Annotated in this window: 16 protein-coding genes; 14 read left to right on the top strand and 2 right to left on the bottom strand. The window is 66.7% G+C overall.

Features of this window, described 5'->3' with window-relative positions; translation table 11 throughout:
• Window positions 1-172 precede the first annotated feature (172 nt).
• From F4561_RS32850 to F4561_RS25460, 6 genes are all read left to right on the top strand, one after another.
• A complete protein-coding gene (locus F4561_RS32850) occupies window positions 173-1,009 on the top strand; it encodes a DNA methyltransferase (protein WP_246437287.1) in 837 nt (278 codons plus the stop codon).
• A 35-nt stretch (window positions 1,010-1,044) separates the two neighbouring features.
• Window positions 1,045-2,055, top strand: a complete 1,011-nt coding sequence (locus tag F4561_RS25480) for a TRM11 family SAM-dependent methyltransferase (RefSeq protein ID WP_312885534.1) — start codon at window positions 1,045-1,047, stop codon at window positions 2,053-2,055.
• A 7-nt stretch (window positions 2,056-2,062) separates the two neighbouring features.
• Window positions 2,063-2,389, top strand: a complete 327-nt coding sequence (locus tag F4561_RS25475; RefSeq protein ID WP_184582392.1) for a hypothetical protein — start codon at window positions 2,063-2,065, stop codon at window positions 2,387-2,389.
• Window positions 2,390-2,496: 107 nt separating this feature from the next.
• Window positions 2,497-3,351 carry a hypothetical protein gene (locus tag F4561_RS25470; protein ID WP_184582390.1) on the top strand — a complete coding sequence of 285 codons (855 nt, stop codon included), beginning with the start codon at window positions 2,497-2,499 and terminating at the stop codon, window positions 3,349-3,351.
• 10 nt (window positions 3,352-3,361) lie between these two features.
• Window positions 3,362-3,691 carry a helix-turn-helix domain-containing protein gene (locus tag F4561_RS25465; protein WP_221445621.1) on the top strand — a complete coding sequence of 110 codons (330 nt, stop codon included), beginning with the start codon at window positions 3,362-3,364 and terminating at the stop codon, window positions 3,689-3,691.
• 389 nt (window positions 3,692-4,080) lie between these two features.
• A complete protein-coding gene (locus F4561_RS25460; protein WP_184582388.1) occupies window positions 4,081-5,556 on the top strand; it encodes a tyrosine-type recombinase/integrase in 1,476 nt (491 codons plus the stop codon).
• Between the two features lie 367 nt (window positions 5,557-5,923).
• Here F4561_RS25460 and F4561_RS33420 read toward each other — a convergent pair whose 3' ends face one another.
• Window positions 5,924-6,058, bottom strand: coding sequence for a hypothetical protein (locus tag F4561_RS33420; RefSeq protein ID WP_281384122.1), 135 nt, complete (start codon window positions 6,056-6,058; stop codon window positions 5,924-5,926).
• Between F4561_RS33420 and F4561_RS25455 the strand changes: the two genes are divergently transcribed.
• The 4 genes from F4561_RS25455 to F4561_RS25440 all read left to right on the top strand — a co-directional run bounded on the left by F4561_RS25455 (window position 6,038) and on the right by F4561_RS25440 (window position 10,695).
• Entirely contained in the window at window positions 6,038-6,925 is an 888-nt protein-coding gene (locus F4561_RS25455) for a hypothetical protein (RefSeq protein WP_184582386.1), read from the top strand. The genes F4561_RS33420 and F4561_RS25455 overlap by 21 nt on opposite strands.
• A complete protein-coding gene (locus F4561_RS25450; RefSeq protein ID WP_184582384.1) occupies window positions 6,922-7,854 on the top strand; it encodes a hypothetical protein in 933 nt (310 codons plus the stop codon). The genes F4561_RS25455 and F4561_RS25450 overlap by 4 nt, the downstream gene beginning before the upstream one ends.
• 155 nt (window positions 7,855-8,009) lie before the next feature.
• Window positions 8,010-8,903, top strand: a complete 894-nt coding sequence (locus tag F4561_RS25445; protein ID WP_184582382.1) for an ImmA/IrrE family metallo-endopeptidase — start codon at window positions 8,010-8,012, stop codon at window positions 8,901-8,903.
• 106 nt (window positions 8,904-9,009) lie between these two features.
• Complete coding sequence (locus F4561_RS25440) at window positions 9,010-10,695, top strand: DUF6119 family protein (protein ID WP_312885533.1); 1,686 nt, start codon at window positions 9,010-9,012, stop codon at window positions 10,693-10,695.
• A 1,074-nt stretch (window positions 10,696-11,769) separates the two neighbouring features.
• Here F4561_RS25440 and F4561_RS25435 read toward each other — a convergent pair.
• Window positions 11,770-12,603, bottom strand: coding sequence for a SigB/SigF/SigG family RNA polymerase sigma factor (locus tag F4561_RS25435; RefSeq protein ID WP_184582370.1), 834 nt, complete (start codon window positions 12,601-12,603; stop codon window positions 11,770-11,772).
• A 2,138-nt stretch (window positions 12,604-14,741) separates the two neighbouring features.
• Here F4561_RS25435 and F4561_RS25430 point away from each other — a divergent pair.
• The 4 genes from F4561_RS25430 (at window position 14,742) to F4561_RS25415 (ending at window position 18,542) form a co-directional block, all read left to right on the top strand.
• Entirely contained in the window at window positions 14,742-15,503 is a 762-nt protein-coding gene (locus tag F4561_RS25430) for a GAF and ANTAR domain-containing protein (protein ID WP_184582368.1), read from the top strand.
• A gap of 526 nt (window positions 15,504-16,029) precedes the next feature.
• Entirely contained in the window at window positions 16,030-16,797 is a 768-nt protein-coding gene (locus tag F4561_RS25425; RefSeq protein WP_312885532.1) for a GAF and ANTAR domain-containing protein, read from the top strand.
• A gap of 86 nt (window positions 16,798-16,883) precedes the next feature.
• The gene (locus tag F4561_RS25420) at window positions 16,884-17,651 is read left to right on the top strand and encodes a GAF and ANTAR domain-containing protein (RefSeq protein ID WP_184582366.1); all 768 of its coding nucleotides are present in this window, start codon (window positions 16,884-16,886) and stop codon (window positions 17,649-17,651) included.
• A 270-nt stretch (window positions 17,652-17,921) separates the two neighbouring features.
• Window positions 17,922-18,542: a hypothetical protein gene (locus F4561_RS25415; protein ID WP_184582364.1), complete on the top strand. Its 621-nt coding sequence runs from the start codon at window positions 17,922-17,924 to the stop codon at window positions 18,540-18,542.
• The last annotated feature ends 577 nt before the right edge of the window (window positions 18,543-19,119 follow it).

Raw genomic sequence — 19,119 nt, 5'->3', positions numbered from 1 at the left:
AGACAGGCTCAGCCGCGCGTACTGCCCCATGAGGTCGGTGACCGTGTTGGGGTATCGGCGCGGAACGTCCCACGCCACCATCAACCCGGATGGGCCTGTCGACTTGAGCGAATCCCATGGCAGGTTTAGGGGCGACAGGGCAGAAACGGCGGCGATCGCGGGCATACTGCCGATGGCCACTCCTGACCCGCATGGCCCTCCACTGGCCGTGTGGCCCACCGCCCAACAGGCGCTGGCTGACCAGCGAGCCCAGTACCCCGATCTACCACCCGTGGCGTTTCCCGTGATGGCGCCCGCCCTGGCCCAGCGTTTGGTCACCGAGCTGTCCCAGCCTGGCGATCTTGTCGCGGACCTGATGTGCGGTTCGGGGACGGTGTGTGTGGAGGCGCTCGATCTGGAGCGCCACGTTCTCGCTGTTGACTGTGAGCCCGCTTGCGTAGCCCAGACCCGCGACACGCTCGATGCGCGCCCTCAGGCCCCGGCGCTGGTTGAGCAGCTATGGCAGGCGGATGCGCGCGAGGCCGGCGACCTTCTCGTGGGGTATCGCGGCTGTTGCGATCTGATCGTGATTGCCCCTCCTGCGCCGGCAACGGGATCACGGTCGACTGATTCCTTACAGCCGGCCAATCTCGCCCGGTTGGATCCTGAGGCCCACGATGGCGCTATGGTCGATGTCCTTGCGGCGTGCGCAGTGCTCCTGCGACCGGGTGGATGTCTGGCCGTGCTCACCCAGTACAGCCCTCGCTGGGCAGGTCGCCTCCTCGATCCGTTGCCGCGGACCGTGTCCGCCGCTGCCGAAGCCGGGTTGGAGTACCACCAGCACATCATCGTCCTGACCCACCCCCTCCGGCATGGCCGCATTCACGCTCGTCCCGCCCCGCCTCGGCGCATCACGGTCTCCTCCACCGCTGCTGTAGCCACCCTGCACAGCAATGCGCACGCCAACATCTGCCTGTTCCGCAAGCCTTTCCCGTCCGCACCCGAGGTAGGAGAAGGGCTGAACCAGTGACACCTGGCACTTCTGCACACGAGGACCCAGATCGCGTGAGCGCCTGGTCTGTATGGGACACAGGCCAGCTCCAAGCGGGCACCCAGCGACGCCACCGATATCGTCCGGAGTCGATCGACCACCCGGCCAAGATGCTGCCTGCGATCGCCCGGTATGTCATCAGCACCTACACCCGCCCCGGACAGTCGGTGCTGGACCCGATGTGCGGCATTGGCACAACCTTGGTCGAGAGCGCTCACCTGGGCCGCCACGGTGTCGGCATCGAGTTAGAGGAGTCCTGGGCCACAACGGCGCAGACCAACCTCGACCACGCCCTCGCCTGTGGTGCGCATGGCAGCGGCGAGGTGCACATCGGTGATGCCCAACAGGTGGTCCCCAAACTCGCCAGCACCGTCGAGGACCGGGCCGCGCTGCTGCTGACCTCACCGCCGTACGGCGCGATGACCCATGGTCGAGTGCGATCTCGGCGCGACGGCGCGACCAAGATCGCCAAGTGGTCGCATCGCTACAGCCAAACTCGCAACACGGCAAACCTGGCCTACCAGAAACCCACCCAGCTGCCCACGTCCTTCGCCGCGATCTTGGCCGCGAGCCGCACCCTGCTCGAGCCGGGCGCGCACGTTGTGATCACCACGCGTCCCTACCGCTCACAGGGACGCCTCGTGGATTTCCCCGGCACGATCGCCAGCGCCGCTGAAGAGGCAGGCCTTGTCCTGGTCGACCGGTGCGTAGCCCTGCTCTGCGCGCTTCGTGCCGACCATCTCGTGACGCGTGCGTCGTTCTTCCAAATGGTAGAGACCGCGAAGTTGCGAGCGCACGGGTGGCCAGCCCACATCATCGCCCACGAGGACGTATTCGTGCTGGTCAACCCACCGGCTACTACGAGCGCCGGCTCCCAGGAGTCTCCTCGCGCCGGCCGTGACAGAGACGGTTGCCCCCAAGAGAGCACCACCGGGCCAGACGCAGGCGCCCCGCGGCACAGCCGCGAGCGCGTGCCCGCGACAGAGCACTGCACCGCTGCCGAACCTGCACGCCGTGAGGAGTAGAGCGTCGATGCGCATTGCCCAGGCCCACACACGCGCCCGCGTGATCTCCAGCATCCGCGATCTCGCTGACGTCCTCGACCGCACCCAAGACATCCCCATCCCCGAGGTCGTAAGCCTGGATCTCACCTACTTCCCCCACGGCGACGATGAGGAGCGCGCCGCCGAGGTGGACCGCGTGGCCGACCTCATTGGCACGATTCCGCGTTTCGAAGGCGAACACTACGTGGCCGAGCACCGCACCGGCCATGCGGCGTATCGGGTGGTTGCGATCTTCGATGACACCCTCCGCCACTACCAGGCATTGATGAGCTATCGCGACAATGTCCACCCCTAGCACCGATCATGGCACTACCGGGAGTAGACCCCCATCCGCCAGGCGCGACCAGCGAACTTGCGCGGATCCGACGGGCAGGTCGCAATTTGGATCGTGCGCTCACGGCAGTGGCCGCTGGCGCCCTCGCGTTCTCCACGGTCAACGTTGCGCTCCTGGCCATCGCCCATGGGGTGCCCGTCTGGGTCGCCTGGCTGCTCGAGCCGCTGGTCGGCATCGCGCTGTGGGCAGTGCTGTCCTCCGATGCGGTCCTGTCACGCTACGGCCGCACGGCAGGACCGTGGGCGTGGCTGCTCCGCGCGTTCACCGGGATTGTCACCCTCATCCTCAACATCTGGGACGAAGTGTTCGCCGTCACTGATGGCGAGCTGGAACTCGCGCCCGACCCCACGGGAATCGTTCTGCATGCGGTGTCGCCCACCCTGCTGATCCTGCTGGCCGAGGCAGCACCCCGTTATCGTGCCCGGTTCGCTGAGATCATCACCCACCTACAAGAGCAAGAACGCCAGGTCCCCTCCTCCGAGACCGCCGGTGCGCCCCAGCCCGACCCCACGCCCACGCCGCCGGCCGCGCAGTCACCCCCCACACACCGCACGACCGGTGAGCAGCACACCTCCCCCCGCATCGAAACAGCGAACGCAACGCCCCCATCGCGACCGGACTTTCAGGGGGTATGGACCACGCCCCATAGTCCGGACGTAATGACGACAGCTCCCAGCTCACCGCCGCTCGCACCCTCCGGACCGACACCACATGCAGGTCCGGACACCCGGCGCCACCGCTCCAAGAAAGCCAAGAAACGAAGCAAGCGCCAGCGCCGCGCCCACAACGATGCTCGCGCCCGTGCCATTCTGCTCACCGAGCCCGACATCAGCGGTGCGGAACTCGCGCGCCGACTCGGCGTCGAAACCCGCAGTGGCCAACGCATCCTGCAACGTGTCTCCCACGCGACGACTAATGAATGAACCTTGGCCCGTGGATAGTCGAACGCAGATCGACAGCACCATGTCAGCGATCCGACAGCAAGCGCAGGTGATCCTGGTGAAGTCCGGATTGACACCAGAGGAAGTCCGCGCCCTTCCCGTGGTGCTGGACGCGGTCACCGCCGGACAGCTGCTGGGGCTGGGGCGCACCAGCACCTATCGACTACTGGAGACCGGTGAGTTTCCCGCCCCCGCGTTCCGGGTCGGGGCGCAATGGCGTATCCCCACCGCTGGGGTGTGCCAGCTACTCGGACTGGACTATCCCCTTGCCCGAACTGGCCACGATTCACCGCCAACCGGCGACCATCAACAGCGAAAGTAGAGGCTTCATGGGCGTCAGGCACCGTCACGGTGCCTGACGCCCATGATCGAATTGGCTCTTCACCGCGCCCATGCTCGCCCCCGTGCGTCCCCAAGGGCTGGATGCGCTTAGCGGCCACGAACGACCGCCGCTGCGACCTCTTCTCAGGCTTTGACCCAGTGGCGTCGGGCCTTAGCTATCCGCCGCCGACGTGGTCACGTACCCACAGTCTGCCCAGGCAGAGCTAGCGAAGGACTCCCGACAATCCGCTTGCATCGCCGCCGGAGTGGAGCGTCCATGGACCCCCAGCCAACCGGCCACGACCGTGCTGACACGGGTCCGCACTTGCGCTGGGCGCGGCCGGCGATGGTCGCCATTATCCGAACCCCTAAGGGAAAGGCAGATGGAATATGACCAATTCCGAAGGCTCAACCTATAAGCGATGCGGATGCCGTGACCAGAGTGGGAAACGGCTCGGCTCCCAGTGCCCCAGGCTCAAACGCCGTAACCACACGTGGAACCCCAACCACGGACACTGGGGCTACCAACTGGAACTGCCCCCGACCGCGCGCGGGAAACGCCGTCAGGCACGCCGCGTCGGGCTCGATTCCCAAGTGGAGGCGCTGGACGAAATCGACCACATCAAGAACCTCCTCAACCTCGCGAGTGACGACGAGGATACGCGGAGGTCAATCGCTGACCTCGTCCACACCACCATCAAATCCAAGCAGCCACTACCGTCGGTCGAAGAGCTCACGCGCAAACTCAAGACAGGTGCCGATATTAGGGCCGAAGTCCCGACCGTCGCCACGTGGCTGCATGAGTGGATATCGAGCAAGACCGACCTGGCGCGAAGCACCGGGAACTCCTACCAGAGCCACATCAGAAACCATCTCATCCCGCACCTAGGCCATATCCGCCTCGACAGGCTCACCGTGGCCCACATCAACGCGATGTGGGAGGCCATTGACGAACGCAACGAGGACATCCGTGAGGCCCGCGAATCCGACGATCCCACAGTGAGAGCGGCCGTGCGTGGCATGCGCATCACCGCCCTGCCCACGAAACACAGAATCCGCGCCACGCTACGAAGCGCCCTTACCGACGCGGTCAGCAGACCTGACCTTCCTCTCCAGGTCAACGTAGCCTCCCACTGCCACCTGCCCTCCGAGCAGCGCAGGCGACCTCTGGTGTGGACCGAGGACCGCGTCACGCACTACACCGCAACAGGAGACGTGCCCAGCACCGTCATGGTGTGGACACCCGAACAGACCGCGGCCTTCCTTGACCGCGCCCGCCGGCACCGCCTCTACGCACTTTTTCATCTGATCGCGCATAAAGGGCTGCGCCGCGGTGAAGCGGTCGGCCTTCCCTGGGCCAATACCAGGCTGACCGACCACGCCATCGATATCGACACCCAGATCGTCCAACTGGGATGGGAAACCATCACCTCCACCCCGAAAAGCGCCGCGGGTCAACGAACCGTCACCCTCGACTCCCACACCGCCACCGTGCTGAGGACCTGGCGCACCACCCAAGCGCGCGAACGCCTGAAGTCCGGCCACACCTGGACCGAGAACGGACTCGTATTCACCCAGCCCGACGGGTCCCCCCTGCACCCCGCGTGGGTCACCACGCTGTTCCGCGACCTGGCCCGCGAGGCCAGGCTTCCCCCCATACGACTGCATGACCTGCGCCACGGAGCGGCCTCGCTCAGCCTGGCGGCCGGGGTCGACATCAGAATCGTCTCAGCCGAACTCGGCCACGCCACCACCACCTTCACCCAGGACACCTACCAGCACCTGTTCCCCAGCGTGGCCAAAGAAGCAGCCGAAGCCACCGCCGCCATCATCCCGCTCCACCACCAAGACACAGAATCCGCATAACGCCGTCTCGATGGGAGGGGCAGGCTGAGGCCGCCGTTCGTGGAGCACGAGCTGACCACCCAGCCGGGCATCCACGAGCACGATCCCGGCACTGTCGCGACCGCCCTGGGCCCTCCCACCTACGTGGAGGGTCCGTCAGGGTCCGGGCCGTGATTCGGCCGAGTCTCGAGAATGCGCGGTGAGCACGAGCAGTGGCCCCGTAGCGGACGAAGGTCTGGGACCGTGCCGACGAGGAGGGTGCTGGACCGAGACCGTGGGTTGATTTGCCGGAATCGGGTGCCTCTCGAAGCGCTGTCATGTAGGAAATGTGGGGCAGATGAAAGGGGCAGCGGGGAGGAGGGGGAGGGCTACGTCCGCTTACGAGGAGCTACAGCGTGATGGGGCTCTTGGCGAGGCCGGGGTTGCCCTGCTGGTTGAGCTGATGAGGCAAGAGCTGCGGAAGATCCCCGTGCTTGTGCCGGACAGTGGGGTCAGTGCTGATGTGGCGCGTGAGTTCACCCATGAGTTCTTTATCGACAAGATCAAGCCCTTGACTGTGGCCTTGGTCGTTCAGGCGGTCGACGAGGACATGGTTGGCCGGATCAGTCGGGACTGCATATACCGGTGGTTGATCAGCCGGGCCCGCAGGGACAGCTCTATCGGACCTGTCTTCCGTCGTGTTGGTGAGTTGCTGAACGAGGACGCCGCGTTTGAACGTGTTCCAGACTCGGAGCCTGGTGCAGGGCGTTGGCGCCTGGCCGGATCGGGGCTGGGGCCATGGCACGGGAACCCGGGGCGCCTTGTGGATGCTGCCGCAGCAGTATCGGTCACGCCGCTGCGCCCTTGGAAGAGCCAGACGCGACGGAGCCCGGTGGCAGGGCGGGCAGACCTGGTGGCCGTGTTGACAGCGATGCTCACGGCAGCCCACGGCAGCGTCGAGATCTCTGTACTGGCCCATGCCATGTCGCAACGTTTCCCGGCCTGGGCCGATCCGTTCGAGGTATCCCTGGATGGGCTCGCGGGCGCCGAAAGAGCCCAGGACTTTCGGGAGGCTCAGGTGGAGCAAGGTGTGATGGTCGAGGCTGAGGCGCGCGAGGTCTTCGCACAGCTCAGCGCCGATGACCAGAAAACCCTCGTGCAGATTCGGCGTCGCGACGTGGGGGAGGTAGCGCGGATCTTCGACTGCGGCCGGAGTTCCGCCTACGCCCGGATGCAAGACTTGCGGCATCGAGTGGCTGGTCTCCTGGTGGAAAGCGAGGAGGCCTTCGGCGTCGTTGTACGCGTGGAAGAGATGTGCCGTCACGCGCAGGCAGGCGCGGACGGAAGTGTCAGTGCGGCGTCAGACCATCACGAGGGAACGTCTGTTCGATCTGACGAGGTGGGATCATGACCGACCGCATGGCGGCACTCCGAGAGCTTGCTGCTACCAACGCCGCACCCCAGGCGATCACTCCCGCAGGGCTACAGCAGAGGTTCGGCATGGCAGGAGCAACCGAACCGACACGAGGACAGGTCTGGCGCACCCGCTGGGACGCTGATGTCCTTCTGGTTCTCCTGCTGACGACGAGCGAGGACAAGGCTCACGCCGTGCCGGTCACCATCGATCCCTCAGGGCGGGATGGCCAATCCCTCATTGCCCCGGCCTCCATGACCGCATTCGGCGTGGACACCGCGGTCTGGTGCGGGTTGCGTTGTGAGTTGCCCTTCCGTGTCCTGGACCAAGTCGTCGACCACTGGCAAGAAGAACTTGTTTGTTCCTGTGAGCGGGGAGGCGATGCCGAACCGGGTTCCCTGGAGACGGGCACGTCCGGCGGCTGGGAGGTCGACGAGGCGGACCTCCGATGCGATATCGAGGCCCGCCTGGACCGCTTGGCGCATGCTCCTGCCTGCGCCAGCCGCCACGAGGGCGGCCCACCGACACGGGACCTACGCGGACTGGAGGCTTTGACGCTGCCAGTAGTCAAGACTCTCCTTGGGCTTTCCCAGCCTGAAGCGATGGCAGTGCTGCGCGCCCGCCGACCGCTGCCCCTCACGCAGGCCCGAGTCCTGGCTGACAGGGCGGGTGTGAGCGTCGACGAGGTGCTGGCGCGCGTCCCAGGGCTGCCGGCGGCTCTCATCACCGAGGTCGAACACCCCCGCTGGCGATGGGCGATCACCCACCTTGCACGTCGGGACTCCCATACCGAGACCGAGGTCCGGGAGCGTGTCGCCCAGGGGGCGTATGCGTTGGCCGCGCGGCAGTCCGGCGGCGACGCTCAGCAATGGCGTGGGCGTATCCAACGCTATCTGGAACCCGAGTTGGCTTCCCGGGAGTACTAGCCATGACCGGCCGCGGAGTCCTATGGGAACGAACGGCCCACCAGGCCGAGGCAATGCTGGAGGTCCTCCAGCGGCGAGCACCTGGTGTGGTCCCGGATCTGGCCCACAACCCCCTCGCTGAGCTTCAGAGTTGGCCTAACCTGCAGCTCCACATCGTGCCCGAGACCCAGGCCGACGCCGCCGACTGTTCGGTGGCCGGCAGCTACCGAGGGGACCTCGACCCGCCCGCGCTTGTGGTCTCCGCGTCAGCCTCCACACGCCGCCGCTACTTCACCGCACTCCACGAACTCGGCCACCACCTCCAGCAGACCGATGAGGAACTCGGCGAAGCCGTGCTGGCAGTGGAGGCATCCCAAGAGTTCGAGGATGCAGCCTGCGATGCGTTCGCGGGCCGCATCCTGCTTCCGGATGATCTGGTAAACACCCATATCGGCCCCCGCGGCCCGACAGCGACGGAGGTCGCCGAGCTCTACCGGCGCTCGCAGGCATCCCGCGCTGCCTGCTGTGTCCGCGCTGCCCAGCGCCTGCGCGCCCCCGGCGTCATCGTCGTGTACAACTCCACCGGCATAGTCAGCTTCGCCGCCGGCCGCGGCGACATCTATCCCCCCGCGCGAAGCACCGACCAGTCGACCACCCCCCTGCTCCAACGGGCCCTTCACATGCAGGACCGCGAGGCCGCCGTGACGAAACAGAACACCACCATCCTCTATCGCGACGGCTCACGTTATGACTCCCTCTATGGGCAGGCCACCTGGTGCGACGGCTACGTGGTGGCGGTCCTCACCACGGACACCGTGCCCTGGCAGACCTTTGCGCCTCCCTCTCCACAAGGGCGGAGCAGTACTGAGAAGTACTGGGAGTGCGAGACCTGCCAGGACACCTTCACACCGCAGTCCACCTGCGCCACCTGCGGTCAGCCGCAATGCCCCGCAGGCCATTGCGGCTGCACTCTCCAAGGAGAGCGCGTGTGCACGCAATGCTGGATGAGCCGTCATCGACAGCAGTTCCCCGACGGAAACAGCGCGGTGTGCCGAATGTGTCTTGAGTGACGGAGATCACGTTTCGGGTATTTGGACGGGTCTGAGGATCCGGCGTCAGACGGCGGCGACAGGGGGTCAACCGGCCCCTGCGCCGAGTCCGTCTGTGGAGGCCACCATGTCCGATACGCCCGAAGTTCACTCCAGTAACTCAGCGCCAGCATCGGCGAAGCGCACCAGCGTGCGTCTGCTCCAGCATGTCGATCCCACCAGGGAGGGCATGCGCCAGTGCCTGGTCACGCGCTATGCCGACAGGCACGGTTTTACGATCCGCGACGTTACCGTGGCAGAGGCACCAGCCGTGCTGTACAGCGGCGTCATCGATCACCAGCGCCCTCCTGAGTGGGCCGGAACCGTGGTCGGCCTGACAGGGGTGCAGCCCTCCGTCGCCAACCGGACGGCCGCTGCCGCCCTCCTGCTCCTAGTGGACGGCGAGGTCTTCGCTCTCACCTACGGCTTGGGGCACCACCTCATCGCGCCCGGCTACCTTGCCCCGGGGTTCGGTCTGGCCTTCAACCTGCGCGCACTTGGCCCGGGGGCTGTGCGTCACGTCACCCACACGGCCATGGACGCCCGTGGACGTACCGACCGCAACTCCGTCGCCGTGGACCAACGCATCGACACCTTCGGCATTGAGCAGTACGGCGAGATCGTCACCCGCCTCGTTGGCAAGCCCAAAGATATCCCGCTCACCTTCACCCAGGGACGCAGCCGCACCGCGCAGATCACCGGAAGTGACTCGCTGCGGATCCACCTTGGGCAACACCCTGAAGCCCTGGTCGCTGACTTGAGGGAAATCTTGCGCATCTACCGAGAAGAGAAGGAGGACACCGAGTTCGGGTTCATCACCAGGGTCCGCCCGTTGAAGTCCTCCGACCCCCGCCGCACTGAACTGGACACATCCCTGGATGCGATGTTGGGACCCGATGGGCCACAGGAACGACTCGCATTGACAGTGCCCACCATCCACCTGGACGGGGAAGAAGCGACCAGCGCCTATGTGCTGAAGGTCGCACGCGCGCGGCACATGCTTACCGGCGATCTCGCACTGGACCCGGTCCGCGACGCTGTCGCCGGCCTTGAGCCGGGCCAGCGCCTGAAGGCGCTCAAGCGCGGCAGTATCCAGGGCTACGCCGATGAAGAGGCCACCGAGGCCACCAGCAGCGCCATCCCCGCCCACAAATGGATTGCCGCCGAGGCCAACCTCGGTTCGAGCCGGTTCTTCCACCACGAGGGCCAGTGGTTCGAAATCGGTGACCAGCACACCGAGATCCTCCACGACCAAGTGGACGCCATCCTGGCAGAGCCTTCTGACATCGCCCTGCCCGACTGGGAACCCGAGCAGAAGGACGAACGCACCTACAACGAGTGGGCGGCCGGGGAGACGGAAGGCTACACGTGCCTGGACCGCAAACTGCTCTACACCCAGCAGCACCCCCACGGCATCGAAGGATGTGACCTACTGGGCCCGAACAACGAGCTCATCCACGTGAAGCGCGCCGCCTCTACAGCACCGCTCAGCCACCTCTTCCAACAGGGACGTATCGCGATCGAGGCACTGCTCTTCGACCGCGAGGCCAGGGAGAAGTTCGTCGCCAGGACCCGTGCCGTCGACCCTGACCGCGAACTTCCCGACGACTGGCTCCCCACCACCGTCGTCTTCGCGATCAGCCTGCCGAACCACGAGAACGTCTCCAGTAGGTCCCTGTTCACCTTCGCGCAGGTCTCCCTGCTCCAGACCTTCACAGCTCTGCGCAACCTCGGCATCAAGGTCGCTGTCACGAACATCACGACAGTGAAGTGACACAAGGGGAAACGCCCGATCACACAAGGAACCTGGGACGGGCCCCATCAACGATCGCGCTGCTTCGAGGAAACTTCGCCCCTGGTCAGATCGCTTGAGGGATGAGGGCCATCCCGGAGGGTTTCCCGGAAGTAACTGGGCGGTTGTGGCGTCCGGTGAACTGTGCACCGTTGTTGGTCAGCACCTGGGCGGGCACTGGAGCGACGCATCGCGGCGGCAAACGCCGCGCAGACCGCCTGTCCGGAGCGCACCGCGACGACCTGGGCCATGATGACGAACCGGGAGTGGTCATCGATCCCGGCCACGAGCGTGCCCTGACCGTTGGCCAGAGGGACACCCTTGACGAGCCGAGCTGCCACAGGTGCATTGGCTTCTGGCGCTGCCAGGGGCGTGTGGGCCACAGTGTGGGGTTCGCCGTCCCGACGTACGGTGTCGTCCTGATCGGGGCTTGTTGGGTGGTTGTGGGCGAGGCGGAGCGTGGTGTGTGGTCGGGCCAGGTGCCCCGAGGGGCACCGTTGATCGTGTGGGCCTGCCGGATCAATCGTCACCTGGGAGGAGAGCCCTTCGTGGCGAGGTGATCGTCGTGGCACTCCCGGACGCAGTCACCCGTCCCGGGTGTGCGGGAGGCGGCGAAACGGGCTCCCCGGTCGTGTTGCACATGTGGTGCACACGCGTTCGGGTGACTGTTCCGCGGCCCGTCACCCCTCATCCAGCGAGGGTTCTGGCACGTTCGACGTCGACCTCTATCCCGCTGACCTGCGCGGATGACTGAGTCCAAACTGGGGAGCACACATGGAGCACACGCAGCGCGGATTTTTGGTCAGCGAACCGGATAAACCCATCGTGACCTGGAATTTTGAGTGAGCCCCCAGGGGATCGAGCCCTGAACCCACGGATTGTTCAACCGCTGTCACGGTCGTGTCGGCTGTTACCAACGTGTCGGGACATCACACCTAGATCGTCGATTTCCGTGACGTCGTGATCATCACGACCAGCAGCCCGGATCGGAGTTCACCACTGGTGGGGCCACGTGGCTGGGCCGGGGCGGGTCCCTGGCCCAACCGACGTGGAGCCTCAGACGTCCGGGTTGAGTTGTGTGCGTAGGTTGGCCAGGGCGGCCGAGAGCCTGCGGGAGACATGCATCTGGGACAGCCCTACCTGCTCGGCGATTTGCGCCTGGGTCTTGTCGCCGGCGAAGCGCAGCAGCACGATGCGGCGGTCGCGCGGGGTGAGCGAGTCCAGCGCGGGACGCAGCGCTGTACGGTCGGCGACGGTCTCCAGGAGGTGGTCCTCCTCGCCGAGCGTGTCGCCGAGGGTGGTCTCCTCCTCGTCGGCGCCGTAAGGCACATCGAGCGAGAGAGCGCTGTAGGCGCTGGAGGCGTCGATGAGCTCAATGGTCTCGTCGTGGCTCATCTCCAGCATCTCGGCGATCTCGGAGACCGTGGGCGAGCGGCCGTGGTGCTGCTCGAAGGCGGCGGTGGCGCGGTTGAGCTCGGGGCGTTTCTCCTGGTACTTGCGCGGTACGCGGATGGCCCAGGTGCGGTCGCGGAAGTGCCGCTTGACCTCACCGGTCATCATCGGCAGGGCGTAGGAGATGAACTGTTTACCGAAGTCGGGGTTGAAGTCGCGGATGGCCTGGATCAGCCCGACCGTCGCCACCTGGCGAAGATCCTCCTCGGACTCGCCCCTGCGTCGGTACTGGCGGGCGATACGACGGACCACGGGTGTGTGCAGCTCGACGAGCTCGCGGTAGACCGCGTTGCGCCTGTGGTGATCCTCGGCGTCCTGGAGCTCTTTGAACAGCTCCTTCGTCCTGGTGTAATAGGCCTCATCCGATTTCCCATCCCGGGCGGATGTGGGACGCGGGGTGGCCTCTGTCCGGCTGCGAAGCGTACTCGATGTGATCATCGGTTGACATCCCTCAACGAATGGGGTTGTTCGCCGCTCAGATTCCTAGGGTGGTGGACGGTTGAGGTGGCGTGCGTTCGTGTCGGCCACACTGCCGGGCCTCTGCACAACAATTTGACCTTATGCCAGGAGGATCGGAAATCGTGGGTTATTGCGTGGAAATCATTGATCTTTTACAAGGTCTATGTAGAACGTGAGGCGATGCTTCCCGGGGATCCCCGGTACACCGCGGAGATTATGCTTCCAACTCGCGATGTTCCCTACAGGAACCACCGTTCCCCGGAGTTTCGCTCCCTCGATTCAAGAGACATATAAACGGTAATTGAAAAATTTTCTCTGTGAATTAAATCACGAGGAGGCTCTGGTTACCCCGTAATCATCCGAGGTGGCGAACCTTTCTTGACCGCTAGGAGACCAGCGCGGGATTGGGATGCTCCTGCTGTTGGTCCTGACGGCGCACTCGGCCACCTCCCCTTCCACCAGGCCGCCCGCGTGGAACACCGTGCTGTTGAGCGCCACCGTGGACTGGCGCGTCTCCTCCTCAGGGGCATTTCTCCGAGTGGGACAAGGACCGGAAACCCATACCGGATCGCCCGCGGGAGCGGCCACAACTTGGATGTTCACCCCATGGTGGCGGTGCTTGCCGGAGCGGAAGGGCGGATCGGCGGCCGCGCGGTCGCAGGCGATGAGCGTGCCGTCGACGGTCACGTGGGCGTTTCCCCCGCCAACGGATGCGGCGCAGCTCGTCGTCCAGGCCGGGTGCCCGGGCCGACAGCAGCCCGGTGGTCTCGTCGACGTAGCGCCAAGCGGTGCCGACGCCGAAAAGCCGGATCCCACCTCGGCGAAGGTCTCGCACCTTTGCGCAGGTGGACCAGCACGAGCACTGCTGGGCCGCGTCCGGGCACCGCCGCCGTGACCCGACGGCGCGGCGGTGCCCGCGGGCGGTGTGGTTCAAGGTGCTGCGTGACAACAGCAACGCGGTAGAAATCCGGGGCAGTTCACCGGGGCCGGGCCGGAAATCCACCTGGCCTGCGGCAACGCCGCCGCGTACAGGATCCCGCTGGGTGCAGCAGTGGCTGGCCCGCCACCCCCGCTTGAAGGGGAAGGGGCGGTCCTGCTCCGGTGTGCCGACCCCCTCCCATCGGCACACCGGTCGCAGGACCGCTCGGATGGCCCCCCATGTATGGGGTCGTGTGGCTGTGGATGGGCCGACCAGGGCCGCTCGAGGGCGCTGCGATGGGCCAGAGTCAGGATCCAGGTCGGTGCTAGGCCATGCCGCGTCGTGGAGGTGCCACACCTGCAGCCATACTGTCTCGGCGACTTCCGTAGCCTGGCCGGGATCACGCAGGGTGCGGTTGAGCAGGCCGTAGACCGGGGCCGATGCGCAGTCGAAGAGGGCGGTGAAGGCGGATTCGTCACCGCGGACGGTCCGAGACAGCAGTCCATTTGCGTCGGTGGCCGACGACGGTGCAAGAGTTCCTTGGTCGTGCTCGCTGACGGCCTCGGGCACACCCATATCGGGGAGCGGCGAGGCTGTGCTTCGCTGAGGCCCGGATACGAAATGACGGCGTGGGAGCGTCAGCATGGAGCGTGCTCTCCTCGGACGGCAGAAGTGTGGTGCTGAACTGCCGGAGGTCTAGAGCAGCTGTGGTGACTCCACCAGGGTCGGCGCCTGCAGCGCCGTTGTTGCTGGTTCTCTTTGTAGCATCCGTAGGTGCCTGTGTCCATATTCCTGGGTGTACGCGCCTCGGTGTGCAGGCGGCCCGCGGAGTTGCCCGGCCCTGATAGGTGGGCGATGGGCCATCACCGTGGGGATTGCCAGCGGCGACCTGCGGCGATGTCCGGGAACCGCGTCGGAGGGCTCGGGACAGCGAGGGCGCATGGCCGCGCGTTCGGGCCGTGAGTGCGCTGAGGCGGGTGCGGGCGGACGCGTTCGCGACCGCGCACCTGCTCGACAATGTTCCGGCGAAGCGGCGTCAACGACGTCCGACAACTTCTCACGTATTGTCGGCAGCGGGCTGCGTCGCCGGGCCTGCCCGATCCCGACGTGCTGGGCGCCTACCAACGTCGGGCGATGGCAGCAATGTAGGCGCCTTGACTATCGTCGGCCCAGCGGCCCGGAGACGGGGGGAGATCGGATGGACAGGGCAGTTCCTGCGGGTCGGCAGCGGGAGTCCCGCCTGCTGGGGACCTTCGTCGAGGTGGCCGCGACCCTGGTCGACGACTACGACGTCTCCGAAGTACTGCATCGGCTCGCCGGGCACTGCGTCGAGCTGCTTGATGCCTCGACGGCCGGGATCCTGCTGGCCGACCAGCGCGGCAATCTGCAGGTGCTAGCCTCCTCCACCGAGCAGACACGGCGGCTGGAGCTGTTCCAGCTCCAGGCCGACGAAGGCCCGTGCCTGGAAGCCTTCCGCACCGGCGCAACGCTTACCGTGGCCGATCTGGCCGGCGCCACCCAGCGGTGGCCCACTTTCGTCCCCCACGCCCGAGAAGCGGGGGTGGCCGCGGTGCACGCGGTCCCGCTGCGCCTGCGCCAGGAGACCATCGGCACGTTGAACCTGTTCAACCAGCACCCCGGGACGCTGGGCGAAGCCGATGCGCAGGTCGCCCAGGCCCTGGCGGATTTCGCCACGACGGGCATTCTGCAGGAGCGCGCGATCCGCCGCGGCGAGGTCCTAACCGAGCAGCTGCAGGCTGCCCTGGACAGTCGCATCGCCGTCGAACAAGCCAAAGGGGTGCTCGCCCAGGCCGGCAACCTTGACATGGACCAGGCGTTTCACGCACTGCGCGCCTACGCGCGCGATCACAACGCCCGGCTCCACGAGGTCGCCCAGCGCTTGGCCGGCGCCCGGCTCGATCCGCGCGATGTCCTCAACCGCAGGCGCGCCGGCGGCTGATGGCCCCGGCGCCGCCGGGGTCTGGAGGGCCGGTGCGCTCCCAGGAACGTCGGAGGGCAGGCATACCCGCGTCGGCGAGCGGAGAGAGGTCCAGCACGGGGCACGGTCGCCCGCGACCCGGTGCCCGCCCCCTGCCCGGGGATGGGGCACGGGCCCCTCCCGGCACCCCGCGGAGCCGCCCGGAGGGAGAAGGAGGCCCCGATCGGCACCGACGCGCAGGGCAGGCTTTCCCGTCGTGCACCGGGCCCAAGAACGGGAGTCTCAGACGCCCCCTCTCTCGAAGACCCGCTGCTCATCGTCGGTATCCCACACGCGTCTCCTGGCTGTCGGGGTGTGCCCAGCGCCGGTGGAGTGGCGCGCGGCGTGGCCGGGGGACAAACCCGCGGCGGGCAAGCGGCACAACCTCGTCCACGGCTGAGCCTGGCGCTGTAAAGCGCGTAGTGTGAGAGGGAGTTCTCTACCCTGTGACGTACCGGCCCGGGTGGGTCCCGGCCGGAGCCTCGACGCCGTCCTCGGTGCTGCGGAGGTGGCCGATGCCAGCCGATCGTCCCCGGGAAGCCGCTCGGTGAGCGGCTCCGGGGTTCCCGCGCAAGCGCTGAGCCGTGTGCGGACCGACGTCGACACAGCGCTGCGGGACGATGCCGGCGGTTTCGAGGCGGTCGCGGTGGTGGGGCGGGCCTGTGTGGAACTGCTGGGCATCGACGGCGCTTCCGTCTCGGTGGTTGCCAGCGCGCGAAGCCGCCAGATGCTGTACGCCAGCGACGCTGTCAGCGACTGGATCGAGTCCCTACAGTTCGACTTCGGCGAGGGGCCCTGCTATGAGGCCTTCGATAGCCGCGTCCCCGTGCTCGCCCCCGACCTGGCCGCCTCGGCGACGGCTTCCTGGCCGGTCTTCGCCGCCGCGGTCACCGAGCGGCAGGTGGGCGCGATCTTCGCGTTTCCCGTGCTCAGCGGTGCAATCAGCCTGGGCTCGGTGGATCTGTACCGTGTGCAGCCGGGATGGCTGGCGTCGGTGCAACTGACCACCGCCCTGTACCTGGTGGATATCGCGGCGCTGGCCCTCAGAGGCATTTCGGCCGATCCGGTCACGGCCGATAACGGTATCTTGTCCCTCAGCCGCGATCGTGAGCAGGTGCACCAGGCGACCGGGATGGTCCTGGCCGCGCTTGATGTCTCTGCCGCGAGCGCGCTGGACCGGCTACGCGGCTACGCCTTCGCGCGTGGCTGCGGTCTCGAAGAAGTCGCCGCCGATATCGTCGCCCGCCGCCTGGCACCCACCGAACTCGACAGCTGAGACGGCAGACGATCGGGGCGCGGGTGGAACCGGTGCGGGCAGCCGACTATCCTCGGACTGGGCACCGGCCACACCAGGGAGGGCCAATGAACAGCGCAGTCCCCGTACGCCAGCAGCGGGAATCGCGGTTGCTGCAGGCGTTCGTACAGGTGACCGCGACGCTGGTCGACGACTACGACATCCCCGAGATGCTGCACCAGCTCGCCGGGCAGTGCGTCGAGCTGCTGGATGTCTCGACGGCCGGGATCCTGCTGAGCGACCAGCGTGGCAGCCTGCAGCTGCTGGCCTCCTCCACCGAGCAGACACGGCTGCTGGAGCTGTTCCAGCTCCAGGCCGACGAGGGCCCGTGCCTGGAGGCCTTCCGCAGCGGTGAAACGGTCACCGTGGCCGATCTGGCTGGCGCCACCCAGCGGTGGCCCACTTTCGTCCCCCACGCGAGGCAGGAGGGGTTCGCAACGGTACACGCGGTCCCGCTGCGCCTGCGCCGGCAAACCATCGGGACGTTGAACCTGTTCAACCAGCGCCCCGGCGCGCTGGGCGAAGCCGATGCGCGCGTCGCACGGGCGCTGGCCGATGTCGCCACCATGGGCATCCTGCAGGAGCGCGCGATCCGCCACGGCGAGGTGCTCACCGAGCAGTTGCAGAGTGCGCTCAACGGCCGTATCACCATCGAGCAGGCCAAAGGGGTGCTCGCCCATGTCGGCGACCTCGACATGGACCAGGCGTTCCAGACGCTGCGCGCCTATGCGCGCGACCACGACGCGTACCTGACCGAGGTGGCCCACCGGTTGGTCGGCGAGGACCGCATGGACCCGCGAGAGGTTCTCAGGCAGTGCGGCACCATCACTGGCTGACGCCGACCGGTGCTTTGCTGGTGCCACTGAATTTCGACCGCCGGCAGGAGCCAACCAGTTCTCCGGGACAGGAGAGTGGCGGAGAACCCTTCTGCTAGCGACGGGGCCACGGCAGGGCTGATTCAAAGTCGTCTGGCCGGAGTGTTGGTACAGGTCATGGCGTCATGACGGTCGCGGTCATTCCCTGACATACAACAACGGAGCTCCTGTAGAAGCGGGGGGATATCACTCTCCGGCTCCACAGGAACCCCGTTGCACCACCAGTCTGCCATGCCCGAACCCGCCGTCTCCGACCTCGCCGTCGTGGACGACCCTCGCGATGCGCGCGGCATTCGCCACGACATCGTCTGGTTGCTCGCTCATCGCTTCGACGAGCTCCCCGGCTTCGTCCAGAATTGCCTCCGCGGCATCGCTTCGGATCTGCGGGCCGCGCCCGCATTCAACGGCACCTCCGACACCGAATGCCTCCGCTTCGCGCTGGAGGTGGCCTCTGGCCAACTTGACGGCGCCCAAATCGTCGCCCGGTTCCAAACACTCCGCCAGCAGGGCCACGGCACGGAACTCTGCCATGCGTTCGCACTCTGGGACAGCGACCAGGCGGTCACCTACCTCAGCGTCCTGTGCACGGACACCTCCACCGCGCTGAGAGCGACGTCCGCCTATGCACTTGTGCGGTTGCTCGCACGGGACCCCGCCCGGGAACCTGTGATCGCCGCCGCGCTCAGCACCGCCACCAGCCACGAACCCGGCTGTCTGCTGCCGCTGCGCCTCGGTGATGCACTCGCCGAGCATCCCGAAGTTGAGCTGTCCGCGGTGCGCCACAGGCTCGCGACCCACCCCTCGGCCAAGGTCCGCGCCGCGGGCGCCAAACAACACAACGCGTCTGACTAGATGCTGCGGGGTGGGAGGTTATTGACGCTGACGGCCGAGTGAGATGAGGGGAGCAAACCCTCGGCAGCGATGATGAGAAGCGAGACCTCCATCGAGGGCCGTCGCCGCCTGATCGAACGCTGCAACCTCGCCGATCGGTGACCCACCCAGAACCTCACACACCGCCCGGTAGTGGTACTCCGCCACGGTCTGCTGATCCAGGCACGCTCCATGAGCCCAGACACGGTCTCCCCTCCAGCGAGAATCATGCCGCGCAACGGTCAACCGTGTCCTGAGAACGAGCAGTTCGGGACCTCCTGAAACCACACATTGACAGCTGGTGCTGGGAAGGGGATTCATCGCGCCGAAGCGAGACGCATGGGTCCACGACCCTTCGGGACGTCCACGTTGCAGGCGGGGCGAGCGCGTGCACGCATAGCGGGGCTTCCGGCCGGGAGAGACACCCTGGCGCTGCCAGGGGCGGGTGGCCGCTGTTGTCGGCGTGTGGGCCACAGTGTGGGGTTCGCCGCCCCGACGTACGGTGTCGTCCTGATCGGGGCTTGTTGGGTGGCTGTGGGCGAGGCGGAGCGTGGTGTGT

Origin of the sequence: Lipingzhangella halophila (assembly GCF_014203805.1) — a bacterium.
Classification (GTDB): Bacteria; Actinomycetota; Actinomycetes; order Streptosporangiales; family Streptosporangiaceae; genus Lipingzhangella; species Lipingzhangella halophila.
Note: the sequence above shows the minus strand (reverse complement) of the source record. Positions and strands in the feature narration are given on the sequence as shown.

Coding starts and splice junctions, on each gene's coding strand:
- F4561_RS25415 (WP_184582364.1), top strand. CDS start 17,922: ATGCCCGAACCCGCCGTCTCCGACCTCGCCGTCGTGGACGACCCTCGC.
- F4561_RS25420 (WP_184582366.1), top strand. CDS start 16,884: ATGAACAGCGCAGTCCCCGTACGCCAGCAGCGGGAATCGCGGTTGCTG.
- F4561_RS25435 (WP_184582370.1), bottom strand. CDS start 12,603: ATGATCACATCGAGTACGCTTCGCAGCCGGACAGAGGCCACCCCGCGT.
- F4561_RS25440 (WP_312885533.1), top strand. CDS start 9,010: ATGTCCGATACGCCCGAAGTTCACTCCAGTAACTCAGCGCCAGCATCG.
- F4561_RS32850 (WP_246437287.1), top strand. CDS start 173: ATGGCCACTCCTGACCCGCATGGCCCTCCACTGGCCGTGTGGCCCACC.
- F4561_RS33420 (WP_281384122.1), bottom strand. CDS start 6,058: ATGGGTGAACTCACGCGCCACATCAGCACTGACCCCACTGTCCGGCAC.
- F4561_RS25430 (WP_184582368.1), top strand. CDS start 14,742: ATGGACAGGGCAGTTCCTGCGGGTCGGCAGCGGGAGTCCCGCCTGCTG.
- F4561_RS25450 (WP_184582384.1), top strand. CDS start 6,922: ATGACCGACCGCATGGCGGCACTCCGAGAGCTTGCTGCTACCAACGCC.
- F4561_RS25460 (WP_184582388.1), top strand. CDS start 4,081: ATGACCAATTCCGAAGGCTCAACCTATAAGCGATGCGGATGCCGTGAC.
- F4561_RS25475 (WP_184582392.1), top strand. CDS start 2,063: ATGCGCATTGCCCAGGCCCACACACGCGCCCGCGTGATCTCCAGCATC.